This is a genomic window from Brevundimonas abyssalis TAR-001, assembly GCF_000466985.1.
In the GTDB taxonomy this organism is placed as follows: domain Bacteria; phylum Pseudomonadota; class Alphaproteobacteria; order Caulobacterales; family Caulobacteraceae; genus Brevundimonas; species Brevundimonas abyssalis.
Window position 1 is genome coordinate 1 of sequence record NZ_BATC01000060.1, and the last position, 16,572, is coordinate 16,572.

General features: G+C 69.9%; 14 protein-coding genes, 1 tRNA gene and 1 pseudogene. 7 read left to right on the top strand and 9 right to left on the bottom strand.

Going from position 1 to position 16,572, the window contains the following annotated elements:
• The 4 genes from MBEBAB_RS12325 to MBEBAB_RS12340 form a co-directional block, all read right to left on the bottom strand.
• The coding region (locus tag MBEBAB_RS12325; RefSeq protein WP_045319316.1) for an AAA family ATPase at positions 1–2,160 on the bottom strand (2,160 nt) is incomplete at its 3' end.
• Positions 2,161–2,166: 6 nt separating this feature from the next.
• Complete coding sequence (locus MBEBAB_RS12330) at positions 2,167–2,829, bottom strand: DsbA family protein (RefSeq protein ID WP_021698331.1); 663 nt, start codon at positions 2,827–2,829, stop codon at positions 2,167–2,169.
• 2 nt (positions 2,830–2,831) lie between these two features.
• Positions 2,832–3,455, bottom strand: a complete 624-nt coding sequence (locus MBEBAB_RS12335; protein ID WP_021698332.1) for a thioredoxin domain-containing protein — start codon at positions 3,453–3,455, stop codon at positions 2,832–2,834.
• 96 nt (positions 3,456–3,551) lie between these two features.
• Complete coding sequence (locus MBEBAB_RS12340; protein WP_021698333.1) at positions 3,552–4,106, bottom strand: DUF721 domain-containing protein; 555 nt, start codon at positions 4,104–4,106, stop codon at positions 3,552–3,554.
• A 20-nt stretch (positions 4,107–4,126) separates the two neighbouring features.
• Between MBEBAB_RS12340 and mutY the strand changes: the two genes are divergently transcribed.
• Positions 4,127–5,200 (top strand): A/G-specific adenine glycosylase, encoded by a 1,074-nt coding sequence (gene mutY, locus MBEBAB_RS12345; RefSeq protein WP_045319317.1) that lies wholly within the window; start codon positions 4,127–4,129, stop codon positions 5,198–5,200.
• On the opposite strand, the gene MBEBAB_RS12350 is transcribed toward mutY, so the two are convergent.
• The 3 genes from MBEBAB_RS12350 to MBEBAB_RS12360 form a co-directional block, all read right to left on the bottom strand.
• Positions 5,142–6,713, bottom strand: coding sequence for a putative ABC transporter permease subunit (locus MBEBAB_RS12350; protein WP_021698334.1), 1,572 nt, complete (start codon positions 6,711–6,713; stop codon positions 5,142–5,144). The genes mutY and MBEBAB_RS12350 overlap by 59 nt on opposite strands.
• Positions 6,714–6,786: 73 nt before the next feature.
• Positions 6,787–7,461 carry an ABC transporter ATP-binding protein gene (locus MBEBAB_RS12355; RefSeq protein WP_021698335.1) on the bottom strand — a complete coding sequence of 225 codons (675 nt, stop codon included), beginning with the start codon at positions 7,459–7,461 and terminating at the stop codon, positions 6,787–6,789.
• A 56-nt stretch (positions 7,462–7,517) separates the two neighbouring features.
• Positions 7,518–8,594: a site-specific DNA-methyltransferase gene (locus MBEBAB_RS12360; protein WP_045319318.1), complete on the bottom strand. Its 1,077-nt coding sequence runs from the start codon at positions 8,592–8,594 to the stop codon at positions 7,518–7,520.
• Between the two features lie 141 nt (positions 8,595–8,735).
• On the opposite strand from MBEBAB_RS12360, the gene MBEBAB_RS12365 reads away from it, so the two are divergent.
• Positions 8,736–10,151 (top strand): M28 family peptidase, encoded by a 1,416-nt coding sequence (locus MBEBAB_RS12365; protein WP_045319319.1) that lies wholly within the window; start codon positions 8,736–8,738, stop codon positions 10,149–10,151.
• A 166-nt stretch (positions 10,152–10,317) separates the two neighbouring features.
• On the opposite strand, the gene MBEBAB_RS12370 is transcribed toward MBEBAB_RS12365, so the two are convergent.
• A complete protein-coding gene (locus MBEBAB_RS12370; protein ID WP_021698338.1) occupies positions 10,318–10,851 on the bottom strand; it encodes a hypothetical protein in 534 nt (177 codons plus the stop codon).
• A 287-nt stretch (positions 10,852–11,138) separates the two neighbouring features.
• Positions 11,139–11,348: a cold-shock protein gene (locus MBEBAB_RS12380; protein ID WP_021698339.1), complete on the bottom strand. Its 210-nt coding sequence runs from the start codon at positions 11,346–11,348 to the stop codon at positions 11,139–11,141.
• A 212-nt stretch (positions 11,349–11,560) separates the two neighbouring features.
• Here MBEBAB_RS12380 and MBEBAB_RS12385 point away from each other — a divergent pair.
• From MBEBAB_RS12385 to MBEBAB_RS12405, 5 genes and pseudogenes are all read left to right on the top strand, one after another.
• Positions 11,561–11,646: transfer RNA gene (locus MBEBAB_RS12385), tRNA-Leu, on the top strand.
• 94 nt (positions 11,647–11,740) lie between these two features.
• Positions 11,741–13,399: an alkaline phosphatase family protein gene (locus MBEBAB_RS12390; RefSeq protein ID WP_021698340.1), complete on the top strand. Its 1,659-nt coding sequence runs from the start codon at positions 11,741–11,743 to the stop codon at positions 13,397–13,399.
• Between the two features lie 101 nt (positions 13,400–13,500).
• Positions 13,501–14,941: pseudogene (pyk, locus tag MBEBAB_RS12395) on the top strand (pyruvate kinase).
• A gap of 229 nt (positions 14,942–15,170) precedes the next feature.
• Positions 15,171–16,208, top strand: a complete 1,038-nt coding sequence (locus tag MBEBAB_RS12400; protein WP_021698342.1) for a DNA adenine methylase — start codon at positions 15,171–15,173, stop codon at positions 16,206–16,208.
• 38 nt (positions 16,209–16,246) lie between these two features.
• The gene (locus MBEBAB_RS12405; protein ID WP_021698343.1) at positions 16,247–16,525 is read left to right on the top strand and encodes a hypothetical protein; all 279 of its coding nucleotides are present in this window, start codon (positions 16,247–16,249) and stop codon (positions 16,523–16,525) included.
• Positions 16,526–16,572 lie beyond the last annotated feature (47 nt).

The window sequence follows — 16,572 nt, forward strand, 5'->3', positions numbered from 1 at the left end:
CTCGGCCTCGGCCAGTTCGGCCTCCAGCCGCACGAGGGTGTCGTCCAGGGCCTGGGCGCGGGCCTCGCGGCGGGCCTGATCGCGGTTCAGGGCCTCGTGCCGGTCGCGGGCGGCGGCCACGGTCTTCTCTGCGTCGAACGGCCCGCGCCGGGCGGTCTTCAGCAACTCCTCGGCCGCGCGGAAGGCGTCGGCGGCGGTCTTCTGGGCGGTCTGGACGGCGTCGAGGGCGGGCTTGTCCCGGTCGATCTCCGCCTCCAGCTCGGACAGGCGGGTGCGCTGCTCCAGCCGGATGGCGGCGGGGCGGGGCGCCTCGGCCCGGGTCACGAAGCCGTCCCAGCGGAACAGGTCGCCCTGAACCGTCACCAGACGGGCGCCCACGGGCAGACCCTTGGCCAGGTCCGGCGCGGCCTCCCGCGCGGCGACCCCGCACCAGCCCAGGCGGGCCGACAACTGCGCCGGCGCCGTGACCTTCCCGGCCAGCGGCTCCACGCCGTCCGGCCACGCGGGCGGCGGCGCGTCCGAACCGGCCCAGTGGGCCGCGGCGCGGGCGTCCAGGGCCGCGTCCAGATCGTCGCCCAGCGCGGCGGCCAGCGCGGCTTCATAGCCCCGCTCGGCCCGCACCTGATCCAGCGCCGGGGGAAAGTCGCGCTTGGCGGCGGTCAGCAACTGGGCCAGCCCCCGCGCCTCGGTCTGCAGGCGGCCCAGCCGGTCCTCCAGCTTGCGGGCTTCCTGCCGCGCTTCGGCCTCCGCGCGGGCGGCGTCGCCCCGGGCGGTTTCGGCGGTCTCCACAGCCTCGCGGGCGGCGCGCAGGTCTTCCAGCGTGGCGTCCAGCGCGGCGCGGGCCTCGGCGATCTCTGGCGTCTCCAGCGGGCCCAACGCCTCCCGCTCGCGGTGGGCGTTGTCGAGGGTCTGGCGGGCGCGGGCGACACGGGCCTCGGCGTCACGCTTGCGGGCCGTCTCGGCGTTGGCGCGGGCCTCCACGGCGGCCAGCGCTCCGGCCTGACGCTCCACCTCGCCGTCGGCGGCGGCGCGGGCCTCTTCCGCCGTCTTCAGAGCAGCCTCAAGCTCCGGGCCCCGCTGGGGCGCGGCGGCGATCTCGGCCTGTACGGCTTCCAGATCGGCGGCGAGGCGGGCCAGCTCCCGTTCGGCGTCGGCGGCGGCGTCCTGTTCGCGCTCCGCGTCGGCGGCGATGCGCGTCTGATCCGCGGTTATCCGCGCGATCTCGTCCCGCGCGGCCTGTTCGGCCATGTCCAGCCGGTCCCGCTCCAGGGTGGCGCGGTGCAGCAGGGCGGCGGCGACCGCGTCTTCCTCCCGGGCGGGCTTGAGGGCCTCCTGGGCGGCCAGGGCGGCGGTCTGGGCGCGGGTGGCGTCCCGTGTGGCCTCGGCCACCGCCTGATCCGCCTCGGCCAGCTCAGCCTTCGCGGCCTCGGCCGCCATGCGGGCGTCGTTCCAGCGCACATAGAGCAGGGCTGCCTGCAGCGCGCGGATCTCGGCGGAGATCTTCTTGTACTTCTCGGCCTGCCGCGCCTCGCGCTTGAGGCGGGCGAGGGTGGTCTCCAGCTCGCGGCTGATGTCGTCCAGCCGCTCCAGATTTGTCTCGGCGGCGCGCAGGCGCAGCTCGGCCTCGTGTCTGCGGGTATGCAGGCCCGCCACCCCGCCCGCCTCCTCGAGGATGCGGCGGCGGTTCTGGGGCTTGGCGGCGATCAGCTCCGAGATCTGGCCCTGGCGCACAAGGGCGGGCGAGTTGGCCCCGGTGGAGGCGTCGGCGAACAGCAGCTGCACGTCGCGCGCGCGCACCTCCTTGCCGTTGACTTTGTAGGTGGAGCCCTGACCCCGGTCGATGCGGCGGGACACCTCCAGCAGCGGCGCGTCAGTAAAGGGCTGGGGGGCCCGCCGCTGGGCGTTGTCGATGGTCAGCTGGACCTCTGCGTGGTTGCGGCTGGGCCGCCCCGACGCCCCGGCGAAGATCACGTCGTCCATGCCCTGACCGCGCATGGCCTTGGCCGAGTTGGCCCCCATGACCCAGCGCAGGCTCTCCAGCACATTGGACTTGCCGCAGCCGTTGGGCCCGACGATGCCCGTCAGTCCCGGCTCGATATGGAATTCCACCGGGTCCACGAAGGACTTGAAGCCCGCGATGCGTAGGCGGAGGAATTCCACGGCCGATCAGCCGCCCTGGTCGATCAGGGGCGCGATGGCGGCTTCCAGGCTGTCCAGACCGCCCTCGACCCTCTGGCCGTTGACGAAGAAGGTCGGCGTGCCGGTTACGCCCGCCGCCACGGCGCCGCGAACCGAATCGACCAGCCCCGCATCAGCTTCGGGATCGTTCAGGCAGGTCTCCAGCTGATCCGGCCCCAGGTCTCCGGCCTGCGCAGCGCCGAGAAGCCAGGCGGCCGCGTCCCGGCTTGCGTACAGCTGCTCCTGGCCCGACATGAGCGCGTCGACGACGGCGGGAAACTGCTCCGCCGTTGCGCAGCGGGCCACCAGGGCCGCGGTCTGCGACAGGTTCTGCGGCGCCGTCGGCAGATCGCGATAGACGAACCGCACCTGGCCCGTATCGATGAACCGTTCCTTGAAGGCCGGATAGACCTGTTCATGCCAGTCGGCGCAGTGGCCGCAGGTGAACGAGGCGTACTCGATCACCGTCACGGGCGCGTCCGGATCGCCCAGGATGCGGTCCCCGGCCGTGACGGCCGGAACCGGCGCGGAGGCCATGACCGGCGCGTGGTCGTGGCCGTTGTGCGCGCCGCCGGCCGTCTGGGCCGCCGCACCCCAGGGCGCGACGGCGGCCAGGATCCCGGCCGCGATAAGGGATGCGGCCCGGTTCACGCTCAGCCCTCGGCTTCCAGCAGCGGGTCGATCACGGCGGCCAGGCCTTCCAGCGAGGAATCGGTGACCTGGCGGCCGTTGACGGTGAAGTAGGGGGTGCCCGTCACGCCCGCGCGCATGGCCGCCTGGACCCGCTCGTCCATGGCCAGGATGGCGTCCTCGTCGGTGACGCACTGGGTGAACTCTTCTTCGCTCAGGCCCGCATCGGCGGCGATGCGCACCAGGGCGGCCCGGCCCTGGCCCTGGAAGATTTCAGGCTGGGCGCGCATGATCTGGTCCACCACCTCGAAATAGCGGTCGTCGCCGGCGCAGCGGGCCAGCAGGAAGCCGGCCACGGCGATGTCCTGGGGCGCGGTGGGCAACTCGCGGAAGACGAAGCGGACGCGGTTGTTGTTGACGTAGCGTTCCTCGAACTCGGGCTTCACCTGCTCGTTCCAGGCGGCGCAGACGCCGCAGGTGACCGAGGCGTATTCCACCACCGTGACGGCGGCGTCCTCACCGGCGCCCTTGGCCATGTCGCCCTCGGCCGGAGACGACGCTCCACCACCCCCGCAGGCGGCCAGGGCCAGGGTCGCGCCGACGGCGGCGATCATGGCGGCGCGGCGGTTCAGGAAGGTCGGACGCATGGGCGGCTCCTCAAAACGATGAATTCGGCATGATCGCGCGATTCTCGGGTGTCGCGCGCTGGTCCCACAGTCGAGAACAAGGACGGCGAAGGTTTGTCAACGCTGATCGCCGCGCGTGTTGCGCATCACCGCCCGCCCCAGCTTCAGCAGGGCGGCCTTCACCGCGTCGGGTGCGGCGTCCACCGACCGGGCCAGCTCGGCCTCTGCGGCGGCGTCCAGGGGCGGCGCCGTGCGGGTCTTTCGCGTCGGGGAGGCAGGGTCGACCAGGCCGCGCACGGGGCCCTGGGATATCCGCAGCTTCTCCACAGCCCCCGCGCCCAGAAACAGGTTCACCCGCTCGATGATGTCGGCGGACTGGTGCTGGACCAGCAGGGCGGCGGCGCCCGCGACCCGCAGCTCCAGCGCACCGCCCGCGTTTCCGCGCCCCTTGGTCAGCTTCACCGGCTCGGTGACCCGGGCCAGCCGGTCGCCGACGATTTCGCGCCAGCGGGGTTGCAGCGCCTCGGCCCCGCGCCCGTATTTCTTGTCCAGTTCGCGGATGAAGGGCGCCAGCGACCGGCCGACCGGCGGGGCCGGCCGGGGCGCGGGGCGCGTCCGCTTGCGCGACAGAATCTCGCGGACCTCGGCGTCTGTGGGCAGTTGGCGGGCCATGGCTCTATATAGCCCCGATCATGACGCCGGACTCACCCCAATTCGTCCCTGCGGTCCGTGCCGCCCTGCTGGACTGGTATGACGCCCATGCCCGCGCCCTGCCGTGGCGCGTGGGCCCGCACGAGCGCGCGGCGGGGGCGCGGCCCGACCCGTACCGCGTCTGGCTGTCCGAGGTGATGCTGCAGCAGACCACTGTCCCCCACGCCACGGCCTACTTTCTCGACTTCACCCGGCGCTGGCCGACCGTGGCCGATCTGGCGGCGGTGGAGGACGGCGATCTGATGGCCGCCTGGGCGGGGCTGGGCTACTACGCCCGTGCCCGCAACCTGCTGGCTTGCGCCCGCGCCGTGGCGGGGGAGCATGGCGGCGTGTTTCCGGATGAGGAGGCGGGTTTGCTGGCCCTGCGGGGGGTGGGCGCCTACACCGCCGCCGCCGTGGCCGCCATCGCCTTTGACCGGCCCGCCAATGTCGTCGACGGCAATGTGGAGCGGGTCACGGCCCGCCTGTTCGCCGTCGAGACGCCGCTGCCCGCCGCGAAGCCGGAGCTGAAGCGTCTGGCCGCCACTCTGGTGCGCGAGGACCGGCCCGGCGATTGGGCCCAGGCCCTGATGGATCTGGGCGCCACCGTGTGCCGCCCCAAGGCGCCCCTGTGCGACCGCTGCCCTCTGGCGTTCGCCTGCGCCGCGTTCAGGACAGGCGATCCGGGGCGCTACCCCCTGAAGACGAGGAAAGCCGCCCGGCCCCGACGCAAGGGCGCGGTGTTCGTGCTCCGGGACGGGCAGGGGCGCGTGGCGCTGGAACGGCGACCGGACAAGGGCCTGCTGGGCGCCATGCTGGGCTTGCCCACCAGTAGCTGGGACGAGTCCGGCGCCGGATCAGAGGCCGCGCCGGTTCACGCGGACTGGCGGCCGACCGGCGAGGTGGAGCACGTCTTCACCCACTTCGCCCTGACCTTGACGGTGTTCGAGGCGCGCGGGCAGGGGGATTTCATCTGGACCGAAGAGGCCGAGGCCGCCCAGGCCCTGCCCAGCGTGTTCAGGAAAGCGCTGCGGCCGCCGCGATCTTCTCGGGCGATCGGCGCAGCATCAGGGTGAACCCCACCGCCAGGGCGGCGGGCAGCAGGGCCCAGATCTGACCCGCCACCGCCAGCCCGGTGGCCGCGGCCCACAGGGCGCCCACAAGGAATTCCGCCAGGCCGACCAGGAGCGAACCCTTGCGGCTCTTCTGGAAGTCGCGTCGCTGGGCCGGCTTCTGACGCCAGATATTGATCAGGCCCGCCGAGGCCGAGGCGGCCAGACAGCCGATCAGCACCACCACGCTGGCCAGCGGCGCGATCACCGCCAGCCCGGCCAGCGCCACGGCCGTCAGGCTCATGGCCGGGATCAGGGCGGCGTACAGCTTGGCCCGATCCACGCGGCCCTGCTGCACCGGCGCCGAGCGCAACAGCTCGGGGCTGTCCTCGGCCGAGATGGTGATCCACGAGAAGCTGCCCGCCAGCTGGCCCGCCATGATCACCACGGCCCCCGCGCCGAAGGCCACGCCCACGCCCGACTGCGCGTTCCTGAACAGGATGAAGCCCAGCGGCAGCAGATACAGCAGCCGCAACAGCACCTGGCTGAGCAACTGCGGATCGCGGGCCAGAAGACGCAGCTCCTTCTGCACCATCACCCGCGTCAGGCCGGCGGCGAAGGCGCGGTCAGCGACGCGGCGCGGCTTCGAACCGGCCCGGTCGCCCACGGCGGCGGCGGCGTTCTCGGCGAAGCGCCGGGCCAGGGCCGTGGTGGTGACCGCGAACACGATCAGTCCGGCGGCCAGAAACAGGATCAGGGGCAGGGGCTCACCCAGCACGGCGCGCAGGACCCAGGTTCCCCACCCGCCGTCCTGAAAGGCGTCCGACGCCGCCCAGGACTGGAACAGCTCGGCAAGGGCGCTCGCGCCTTCCTCGTCGTCGCGGGGACGGGTGAAATTGTAGATCTGGCTGGCCAGAAACGCCGCGGCGCCCACGAACCCCGCCGTCACCTGGGCCGCCACCCGGGTGCGCCGCGGACCGATAAGGGCGAACAGACCCATGGTCACGCCCAGGCTCAGGGTCGTGGCGATCAGGGTCAGGCCCGCGATCAGGCCGTAGAGCGCGAGCCAGTGCGGCTGGCCCAGCGCCCAGGCCGCCAGCACGAACGGCGTGATCAGAATGTAGTAGAGCAGGCCCGCCACCACCGCGATGGCGATCAGCCGCACGGTCAGCACCACGCGGGGCTTCAGCGGCGAGGACATCAGCAGGTCCAGATCGCCCCGCTGATACAGCGCCTGCACTGACGCATTGATGGCGTGGGTCAGCATCAGGGTCAGGATCGCCCCCATGGCCCCCGTGGCGATCAGGGCGGCCATGGGACTGGCCGTGAGGGGAAACTCGGACACAAGGAACGCCAGCCCCACGCCGCCGCCCACCAGGCCGAGAAGCGCCAGGCCGATCAGCAGGATCAGCATGGCCTTGCCCGCGCTCAGGCCCTCTTTCTTCTCACCCTGCTTGCCGTCCATGCCGCGCCAGCCGAGCCGCACCTCGTGCGCCAGCAGCCAGGGGATCGAGCCCGCCTTGAGAAACCGGATCATGCGGGGACGGGGCCGGAGGTCAGGTCCAGGAACACGTCCTCCAGTGTGCCGTCCTGACGACCCGCGCGCGTGCTCAGTTCGGCCAGACTGCCTTCGGCCAGCAGCGCCCGTGCTGGATGATGCCGATGCGGTCGGCCATGCGCTCGGCCACGTCGAGAATATGGGTGGTCAGGATCACCGTGGCGCCCGTGCGCACCTTCTCCTGCAGCACGTTCTTGACCTGTCTGGCCATGGCCGCGTCCAGACCGGTCAGCGGCTCGTCCAGCATCAGCAGGCGCGGCTCATGGATCAGGGCGCCGGCCAGCGCCGCCTTCTGCTTCATGCCGCGCGAAAAGCCCTCGCACCGCTCGCCCCGATGCTCCCACAGGGCCAGCCATTCCAGCAGCTCCTGCGCCCGCTTGCGTGCGGTCTTCGCGTTGACGCCCCAAAGACCGGCCACGAACTCCAGATACTCCATGGGCGTCAGCTTGTCGTAGAGCATGGGCTCGTCCGGCAGCCAGGCGATCATGCGCTTGGCCGCGACCGGATCGGCGACGGCGTCCACGCCGAACACGCGGATCGAACCGGCCGTGGGCTGGGTCAGGCCCGCCACCATGCGCAGGGTCGTGGTCTTGCCCGCGCCGTTGGGGCCGAGCAGGGCGTACAGCTCGCCCGCCCGCACGGTCAGATCCAGGTCATCCACCGCCGGGCGGGTGAAGACCTTCTTCAGGCCGCGCAGCTCCAGCGCGGCGACATCCGGTGAACTCATTACGCATCCCCTGTCGTCACCCGACGGTGACGCGCGCGGGGCAGGGCGTCAACGCGTCACTGCATCCCGGCCCGCATCTGGGTGCGCAGGTCGTCGATGAGCTGGAAGCCCCGGTCGGTCTTGTAGCGCCAGAAGGTCCAGCCGTTGCAGGCCGGGGCGTTGTCCAGCAGGGCGCCAAGCTTGTGGATCGAGCCGGTCAGATCGCCATGGGCCAGGCTGCCGTCGGCGCGCACGCGCGCCTCGCGCTCGCCCCTGGGGCAATACAGACGGTCGCCGGGACGCAGCAGTCCGGCTTCCACCAGGGCGCCGAACGGCACCCGCGGTTCGGCCTTCTTGGAGCCCATGACCGCCAGGTCCTCGGGGGCGGCGGGGACCACGGCCTTGATGCGTTTCTCGGCGACCTTCGCGTAGGTCTCCTCGCGCTCGATGCCGATGTAGTGGCGGCCCAGGCGCTTCGCCGCCGCGCCGGTGGTGCCGGTGCCGAAGAAGGGATCCAGCACTACGTCGCCGGGCCGGGTGGCCGCCAGCATGACCCGGTGCAGCAAAGCCTCGGGCTTTTGCGTCGGGTGGGCCTTCTTGCCGTCTTCGTCCTTGATCCGCTCTTCGCCCGTGCACAGGGCGAAGGTCCAGTCCGAGCGCATCTGGGTGTCTTCGTTGAAGGCCTTCAGGGCGTCGTAGTTGAAGGTGTAGCGCTTCTGCTCGCGGCTGCGTGCGGCCCAGATCAGGGTCTCGTGGGCGTTGGTGAAGCGGGTGCCCTTGAAGTTGGGCATGGGGTTGGACTTGCGCCAGATGATGTCGTTCAGCACCCAGAAGCCCAGGTCCTGGATCGCGGCGCCCAGCCGGAACACATTGTGATAGCTGCCGATCACCCAGATGGAGCCCTCGGGCTTCAGCACCCGGCGGCACTCGCTCAGCCAGGCGCGGGTGAAGGCGTCATAGGCGGCGAAGCTCTCGAACTGGTCCCAGTCGTCGTCGACCGCATCCACCTTCGAATTGTCCGGCCGCAGCAGGTCGCCGCCCAGCTGCAGGTTATAGGGCGGGTCGGCGAAGACCATGTCGACGCTGGCGTCGGGCAGGCCCTTCAGCACTTCGATGCAGTCGCCCCTCAGAACGACATCGGTCTTGATACTCATGGTCGAAGGCCCCCGCGTGAACTGTAACGCTGACACTGGTGAATCATCGCGGTTAAGGACCGGTTGATTCCGTCGCGCTTGCGCCCTCGCGTTGACGCTTTAGGGTCCGCGCCTCTGTTCTGAATTCATGGGGTGCGTCAGTTGTCCGTTTTTTCCCGCCTGGCGACGTCCGTCGCCGTCGCCTGCCTGATCGCCGCGCCGGCCATGGCCCAGGACGCCGAGGCGATCCGCACCGCCAAGACCCTGCGCGACCGCGCGCTGGAAGGCACCATCGCCTATGATGTGGTCGAGCAGATCACCACCCGCTTCGGCCCGCGCATGGCGGGCACGGACTCCGAGCGCGCGGCGGCCGCGTGGGGCGAGGAATTCATGACCGGCCTGGGCTTGCAGAACGTGCGGGTTCACGAGTTCCCCCTGGCCGTCTGGAACCGGGGCGTGGAGCAGGTCGAGGTGCTCTCGCCGTTCCCGCAACCCCTGACCGTCACCGCCCTCGGCGGCGCCATGGCCACCCCGGCGGAGGGCGTCACCGGCGAGGCTGTGATCTTCCGTACTTATCAGGATCTGCTGGACCAGCCCGAAGGCGCGCTGGAGGGCAAGATCGCCGTGGTTCTGCAGGACACCCCCCGGGCCCAGGACGGGCGCGGCTACGGCTCCACCTCCGTGATCCGGTTTCAGGGACCGACCGAGGCGGCGCGGCGCGGGGCGGTGGGCTTCCTGTTGCGCTCGCTGGGGACCCACGATCACCGCTTCGCCCACACCGGCGCCACCTCGGTCAGCGACGACGCGGTTCCCGCCTTCGCCATCAGTCCGCCCGACGCCGACCAGCTGGCGCGCATGGCCGCCATGACCGACGAGCCGATCCGCATCCGCCTGTTCTCCACGGCGGGCTTCACCGGCCACGCCTATTCGCAGAACGTCATCGCCGAGGTGGTCGGCAGCGAACGGCCCGAGGAAATCATCACCATCGGCGGCCATCTGGACAGCTGGGATCTGGGCACCGGCGCCATCGACGACGCCTCCGGCATCGGCATCACCACCGCGGCGCTCAAGCTGATCGCCGACCTGCCCGAACGTCCGCGCCGAACCATCCGCGTGGTGTGGTGGGGCGCAGAGGAAGTCAGCCAGCCCGCCCCGGCGCAAGGCCTGGCCGGCGCGCGCGCCTACGCGGACTCCATCAGCGATGAAGCCGCGAACCATGTGGCGATTTCGGAAAGCGATTTCGGCGCCGGGCCGATCTACGCTCTGGGCCTGCCCGAGGGCATGGGCGGAACCGAGTTCCAGCGCGCGGCCATGCGGGTGCTGACGCCGCTGGGCATCGTCTGGGACGGCGCGCCCGCGCGGGGCGGCGGGCCGGACACCGGTCCGACCGTGGCGCTGGGCGTTCCCGCCTTCCGGTTGGCGCAGGACGGCACCGACTATTTTGACGTGCACCACACGGTGGATGACGTGATCGATCGCATCGAGCCCGAGAACCTGGACCAGAACGTCGCCGCCTGGGCCGCGCTGCTGTGGCTGATCGCGGATTCAGATGTGGATTTCAGAGCGGCGGCTGAATAGGGCGACCTGTAACCTTGGCCAATCCGCCGTTTTCGCTCTGACTGTTTGAGCTTCCGGCGAACCATGCCATCAAAGGTTGTTCGTCAACGGCGTTACGGGGGACTGCAGTGTCACAAGAGCCTTACCATCCGGGCCAGAACATTCATGTTCACACCCAGGCTCCGCCTCAGAGCAATGGCCTCGCCGTCGCATCTCTGGTTCTCGGCATCCTGTCGATCCTGTTTGCGTGGATCCCGATTATCGGACTGATCGCCTGGATACTGGCGCCGCTTGGTCTGGTGTTCGGTCTGGTCGCGCTCGGCAAGCCCGTCGGAAAAGGGATGGCTATTGCCGGATCGATCTGTTCGGGAATTGGGCTTTTGATCTGTCTGCTGTGGGTGATCGGTCTGGGCATGGCCGCCAGCAGCAGCGCAATCGTCTCTGATACGGCCTCTGAAGCGAGCGAGTCCGCGATCTGAGTTCGTCTCGTGTGATCAGCCGCGTCGGGAGCGACAGCGGCCTTTTTCTTGCGCGGCGCGGGCGTCTTCTTGGGCGGCGCGGCGTCTTGTCGGCTTTCGATCTCGCCGTCGATCTGGGGCAGGATGTCGCTGGCGGCGATCTTCTGGGCGGGCAGGCCGTGCTCCAGGAGACGCGAGGCGTTGGTCCGCAGAACCTTGAGTTCCGCATCGGACATACGCGGGATCATGTCGGTGAGCGCCATGGTTTGAGGCCCTTTCTGAAAGAGGGGGCCTCAGGGCTGGCGCGCGAGGCGCCAGCCCTTCAGCTGATTGAAGCCGATCTCGACCACCACGGTATCCCCCACTTCCGGCGGAGAGGACGGATCCTCACGCACGGGAAGCACGGTGACCTGATGTCCGTTGACCAGCTTTACGCGGCGACGCCCTGAAGGCAGGACGCGAACGACCTTTCCATCAAAGGCGATCGCCGCGTGATCCCGATCGACGGCGGTGAACGCCGGATCGGGATCGTCATGCAGTTTATCCGCGATTACGCGGACTGCAGTTGGCCGGCGGATTCCTTGCCCGAACGCGCATCGCGCTCCAGCTCGTAGGAAACCTTCTGGCCTTCGTTCAGCGAGTTCATGCCCGCGCGCTCAACGGCCGAGATGTGCACGAACACATCCTTGCCGCCGTCGGTGGGCTCGATGAAGCCGAAGCCCTTGGTGGGGTTGAACCATTTAACGGTGCCGGTAGCCATATCATGACCTCCTAGTAGGCATTGGCCGCAGGGGACATCCCTGTTCGGCCTGTCGGGTCTGAATGGAAACGGCTGGCCTCAATGCGTCGCATAGAAGAACGGGGCGTTACGCAAAGAGATCGACCAGCCCAAGATGGCGGAAAACGAGGGCGAAAGCAAGGCGTAAGGCGAATCTCGACGCCAGACCCCTGAAAGGCTACGGCTCAGCAGACGCGAGCGTGGCGAAACTGGTAGACGCAAGGGACTTAAAATCCCTCGGCCTTTGGTCATGCGGGTTCGACCCCCGCCGCTCGCACCAGCAGCCGCGCCGTTTGTCCCAGAACGCCGTCCCACCGTTGCGCTGTGGGTGAGCCACGCTAGAAGCGGCGGCCAAGCCATCGGGATACTGACTCGTGAACAGACTTCTCACCACTGCCGCCATGTTCGCCCTTCTCGCCACGCCGGTCGCGGCTCAACCGGCCGAGGAACGGCCCGCGCTGGTGGTCGCCGTCGTCGTGGACCAGCTCAGCGCCAATCTGTTCAACCAGTATCGTCCGCACTTCCGCCATGGCCTGCGCCGACTGGCCGATGAGGGTCTGGTGCACATCAACGGCTATCAGAGCCACGGAAACACCGTCACCTGCGCCGGGCACGCCACGATCCTGACCGGAACCCACCCGGCGAGAAACGGGGTCATCGCCAACGGCTGGATCGACACCACCACAGGTCAGGATGTGTACTGCCTGGCCGCGCCCGAGAATGCGCTGGCCCATGGCGGCGAGAGCGACAACGGCCCGGTCGGGCCGGGTCAGATGCACGCCACGACCCTGGGTGACTGGTTGAAGGCGCGCGATCCGGAGAGTCTGAGCGTGGCGGTGTCGGGCAAGGACCGGGGCGCCATCGCCCTGGCCGGCCAGAATGACGACGGCGCCTACTGGTTCGTGGAAAGCGGCCTGACCACCTATGTGGCGCCGGGCCAGGACGCGGAGGCGCGTCTGGCCCCGGTCGCCGACTTCAACGCCGAGCTGGTGGAGGCCATGACCGCGCTGACCCAATCGGGCGAGCTGGGCTGGACCTATCAGCACGAACAGTGCCGCGCCCTGGCGGCGGACTGGACCATCGGCGACGGGACGTTTCATTCCGATCTGCCGCCGACCGCGTTCGAGGTCGAGGTCTCGCCGCTGTATGACGAAGCGACCCTGGCGGCGGCCGGGCATTTGCTGAATGGGCTCCAGTTGGGCCGTCGGGGCGTCACGGACGTGCTGGGCGTCAGCCTGTCGGGCTCCGATATCATCGGCCATGTCTATGGCACGCAGGGCCCGGAAATGTGCGAGCAGATGTTGCGGCTGGACGCGGCGCTGGGCGAATTCCTGGACCGGCTGGACGACATTCCCGGCGGTGTGGCGCTGGTCCTGACGTCGGACCATGGCGGCTCGGACATGGTCGAGCGGATGACCGCTCACGGCAATCCGGACGCCCGCCGCGGCGACGATGGCCTCGGCGTGCGGGTCAACGCCGCCCTGCGCGAGCAGTTCGACCTGGACTTTGATCCGCTGCGGTCGTCGGCCGGGGGGATTATCGTCACGGATGCGGACGGGGTCGGCCTGCCCGAACCCCTGCGAGGCCAGGTCGTCGAGGCGGCGGTTCGGATGCTGAACGCCGATCCGCTGGTGGCCCTGGCGGTGGCCCGCGACGACCTGCTGGCCGATCCGATTCCGTCCGAGCCGGACCCTGAACTGCTGACACTGCGCGAGAAGCTGCGTCTGTCAGCCGTCGAGGGGCGGTCCCCGGACATTCTGCGCGCCTACAGGCCCTATCTGAACGGCGGCGCGCGGTTGGGCGGCACCCTCTCCAGCCACGGGTCGCCGTGGGACTATGACCGGCGCGTGCCGATCATCTTCTGGCGTTCCGGCGGCGAAGGGCAGGGGCAGGAGCGCTTCTGGCCCCTCCGCACCGTGGACATCGCGCCGACCCTGGCCGCCGTGGTCGGCATCGACCCCGAAGGCGAGATGGACGGCCGCTGCGTCGAACTGGGCTGGAGCCCCACGCCCGCCTGTCCGTCGGGCGACTGAGGCGCGCATAACTTCATGTTTCGTGTGAGAGGCCTCGCCTTTCATACGGCGGGATTCGACGGCACAAGGGGCAGGCAAACCCTTTCACCCGTGGAACCCGCATGAACAGAGCCCGGCGCGCGCGCATCGTCGCCACCCTCGGTCCCGCCAGTCGCGCCCGGAACCGTCAAGGCCCTGGCCCAGGCGGGGGTGGATGTGTTCCGCCTGAACTTCAGCCACGGCTCCCACGAGGACCACGCCGCCGCGCTGAAGGCCGTGCGCGGCGCCGAGATGGCCCTGCAACGCCCGCTGGGCGTGCTGGCCGACCTGCAGGGCCCCAAGCTGCGCCTGGGCCGGTTCCGGGACGTGGAGATCTCCGTCACGCCGGGCCAGCGCCTGCGCCTGGATCTGGACGAGACCCCCGGCGACGAGACCCGCGTGTGCATGCCGCACCCGGAAATCTTCAAGGCCCTGCGCGAGGATCATCTGCTGCTGCTGGACGACGGCCGCGTGCGTCTGAAGGTGATCAAGCGCGACGACAAATGGGCCGACGTGGAGGTCCTCAGCGGATCGAAACTGTCGGACCGCAAGGGCGTGGCCGTGCCCCAGGCCGTCATTCCCGTCTCCGCCCTGACCCCCAAGGACCGCGAGGATCTGGCCTTCGCCCTGCGCATGGGCGTGGACTGGGTGGCCCTCTCGTTCGTGCAAAAGGCCGAGGACATGGCCGAGCTGAAGCGGCTGGTGAACGGCAGGGCCGCCTGCCTGGCCAAGATCGAGAAGCCCGCAGCCCTGACCGAATTGGCCGCCATCCTCGACTATTCCGACGGGGTCATGGTGGCGCGCGGCGATCTGGGGGTCGAGCTGGACCCCGAGGACGTGCCGGTGGCCCAGAAGCAGATCCTGCGCATGGCCCGCCAGCGCGGCGTGCCGGCCATCGTCGCCACCCAGATGCTGGAATCCATGACCAGCGCCCCCGCGCCCACCCGCGCCGAGGCGTCGGACGTGGCCAATGCGGTCTATGAGGGCGCCGACGCCCTGATGCTGTCGGCGGAGACCGCCTCGGGCGACTATCCGCTGGAATCCGTCGCCATGATGAACCGCATCATGGAACGGGTGGAGAGCGATCCCCTTTGGCCCGGCCTGATGGACGCCGAGCACGCGGGCATGGACGAGCACGATGTGGACGCTCTGGTCGCCGCCGCGCGCAAGGCCGCCGAGGCCTCGTCCACCGCCTGCATGGTGGTCTTCACTACCCTGGGCGGCACGGCCCGGCGCATGGCGCGCGAGCGGCCGTTGCAGCCCATCCTGGCCCTGACCCCCAATCCCGACACCGCCCGTCGCCTGGCCCTGGTCTGGGGACTGGAGCCCCGTCTGGGCCGCCAGCCGGAATCGCTGGAGCAGGTCACCGAGGACGCGGTGCAGGCCGCCATGGAGTACGGCCTCGCCGAGCCCGGCCAGCGCGTCCTGATCCTGGCCGGCACCCCCTTCGGCGCCCCCGGCGCCGCCAACCTCCTGCGCCTGGCCCACGCCCCGGCGAAGGCGAAGCGGAAGCGGACGAAATAGCCTTCTCCCGATGGGAGAAGGGGGAACCCGCGCACGAAGGCGCGAAGCGTCTTCGTGCTGGCGCGGGGGATGAGGGGCGGGCTGTTGCGCCTTGCACGCCGACCCTCACCCTCCACGCAGCGGTCTGCTTCGCATTCCGCTGCGTGGAGCCGGCCCTCTCCCGTCGGGAGAGGGTTCTCTTTTCCCTCCGCACCCCCCCACACTGCCGCCCTCTTTCGGGTGAGGCGGCATGATCAAATACATCGGCTCAAAGCGCGCGCTGCTGGCGGACATCGTCCGGACGGTGCGCGGTTTGCTGCCGAACGGGGGAACCGTCTGCGACCTGTTCAGCGGCACGGCGCGCGTAGGCCATGCCCTCAAGGGCGAGGGCTTCACCGTCCACGCCAACGACCTGAACGCCTACGCCCACATGCTGGCCACGTGCTACGTCCAGGCCGACCGCGACCGCTGGGCCGACAAGGCGGAAACCGTCATCGCCGAACTGTCGGCGCTGAAGGGCGAACCCGGCTGGTTCACCAAGGCCTGCTGCGAGGACGCCCGCTTCTTCCATCCTCGCAACGGCGCCCGCATCGACGCCATGCGCGAGCGCATCGAGACCATGGGGCTTGAGCCCGAGCTGAAGGCCATCGCCCTGGTCTCGCTGATGGAGGCCGCCGACCGCGTGGATTCCACCGCCGGCCTGCAGATGGCCTATATGAAACAGTGGGCGCCGCGCGCCCTCAAGGACATCGAACTGCGGCTGCCCGCGCTTCAGCCCGCCGTCTCCGGCCCCTGCCGCGCCACCCGCGCCGACGCGCTGGAGATGGCCGGGCAGGTCCAGGCCGATCTGGTCTATCTGGACCCGCCGTACAATCAGCACTCCTACCTGGCCAACTACCACGTCTGGGAAAGCCTGGTCCTCTGGGACAAGCCCGAGACCTACGGCATCGCCAACAAGCGCGTGGACGTGAAGACCCGCAAGAGCCCCTTCAACAGCCGCCCCGGCATCCGCGAGGCCATGCGCACCGTGATCGAGCGGCTGGACGCGCCCAATCTGATCGTCTCGTTCAACGACGAGGGCTATCTGTCCCGCGACGATCTCGTGGCCATGCTGTCGGGCCGCGGCCACGTCCAGGTCATCGAGATCGCCCGCCCGCGCTATGTGGGCGCGCGCATCGGCATCCATAATCCCAAGGGCGAAAAGGTGGGCTCTGTCGGGCGGCTGCGGAACGTCGAATATCTGTTCGTCGCCACCGAACAGCCCGTGATCCTGGCGGCCGCCGCATGAGCCGGGAACGTCATGGCGCTGTCTTCGTTAGGCATCCCATGGATCAGCCGCTTTCCAGCCGTCCGTCCGCCCGCGTCAGTCATGTGGACGCCTTCGACACCCTCGCCGCCTGGCGCCCGCCGGAGCCGCGCCACCCCCGCTTCGGCGCCGCCAATGACGGAGACTGGACCGACGCGCCGGTCGAGAACGCCGCACCCGATGAGTCAACCATTGACTGGAAGTGGGGCGATCCCATCTCGGCCAATGCGATCGCCATCGGCGGAGCCTTGTTCTTCGCCCTTCTCGGCGCCCTGTTCGGCAACGCCCTGCAGCTGTGAATCTCCCTCTCCCATTGGGAGAGGGCTGCGCGCACGGATGCGTCAGC

Excerpts from the sequence above, each read along its gene's own strand:
- MBEBAB_RS12335 (WP_021698332.1), bottom strand. The coding sequence starts at position 3,455 with ATGCGTCCGACCTTCCTGAACCGCCGCGCCGCCATGATCGCCGCCGTC.
- MBEBAB_RS12340 (WP_021698333.1), bottom strand. The coding sequence starts at position 4,106 with ATGGCCCGCCAACTGCCCACAGACGCCGAGGTCCGCGAGATTCTGTCG.
- mutY (WP_045319317.1), top strand. The coding sequence starts at position 4,127 with ATGACGCCGGACTCACCCCAATTCGTCCCTGCGGTCCGTGCCGCCCTG.
- MBEBAB_RS12350 (WP_021698334.1), bottom strand. The coding sequence starts at position 6,713 with ATGATCCGGTTTCTCAAGGCGGGCTCGATCCCCTGGCTGCTGGCGCAC.
- MBEBAB_RS12355 (WP_021698335.1), bottom strand. The coding sequence starts at position 7,461 with ATGAGTTCACCGGATGTCGCCGCGCTGGAGCTGCGCGGCCTGAAGAAG.
- MBEBAB_RS12360 (WP_045319318.1), bottom strand. The coding sequence starts at position 8,594 with ATGAGTATCAAGACCGATGTCGTTCTGAGGGGCGACTGCATCGAAGTG.
- MBEBAB_RS12370 (WP_021698338.1), bottom strand. The coding sequence starts at position 10,851 with ATGGCGCTCACCGACATGATCCCGCGTATGTCCGATGCGGAACTCAAG.
- MBEBAB_RS12380 (WP_021698339.1), bottom strand. The coding sequence starts at position 11,348 with ATGGCTACCGGCACCGTTAAATGGTTCAACCCCACCAAGGGCTTCGGC.
- MBEBAB_RS12400 (WP_021698342.1), top strand. The coding sequence starts at position 15,171 with ATGATCAAATACATCGGCTCAAAGCGCGCGCTGCTGGCGGACATCGTC.
- MBEBAB_RS12405 (WP_021698343.1), top strand. The coding sequence starts at position 16,247 with ATGGATCAGCCGCTTTCCAGCCGTCCGTCCGCCCGCGTCAGTCATGTG.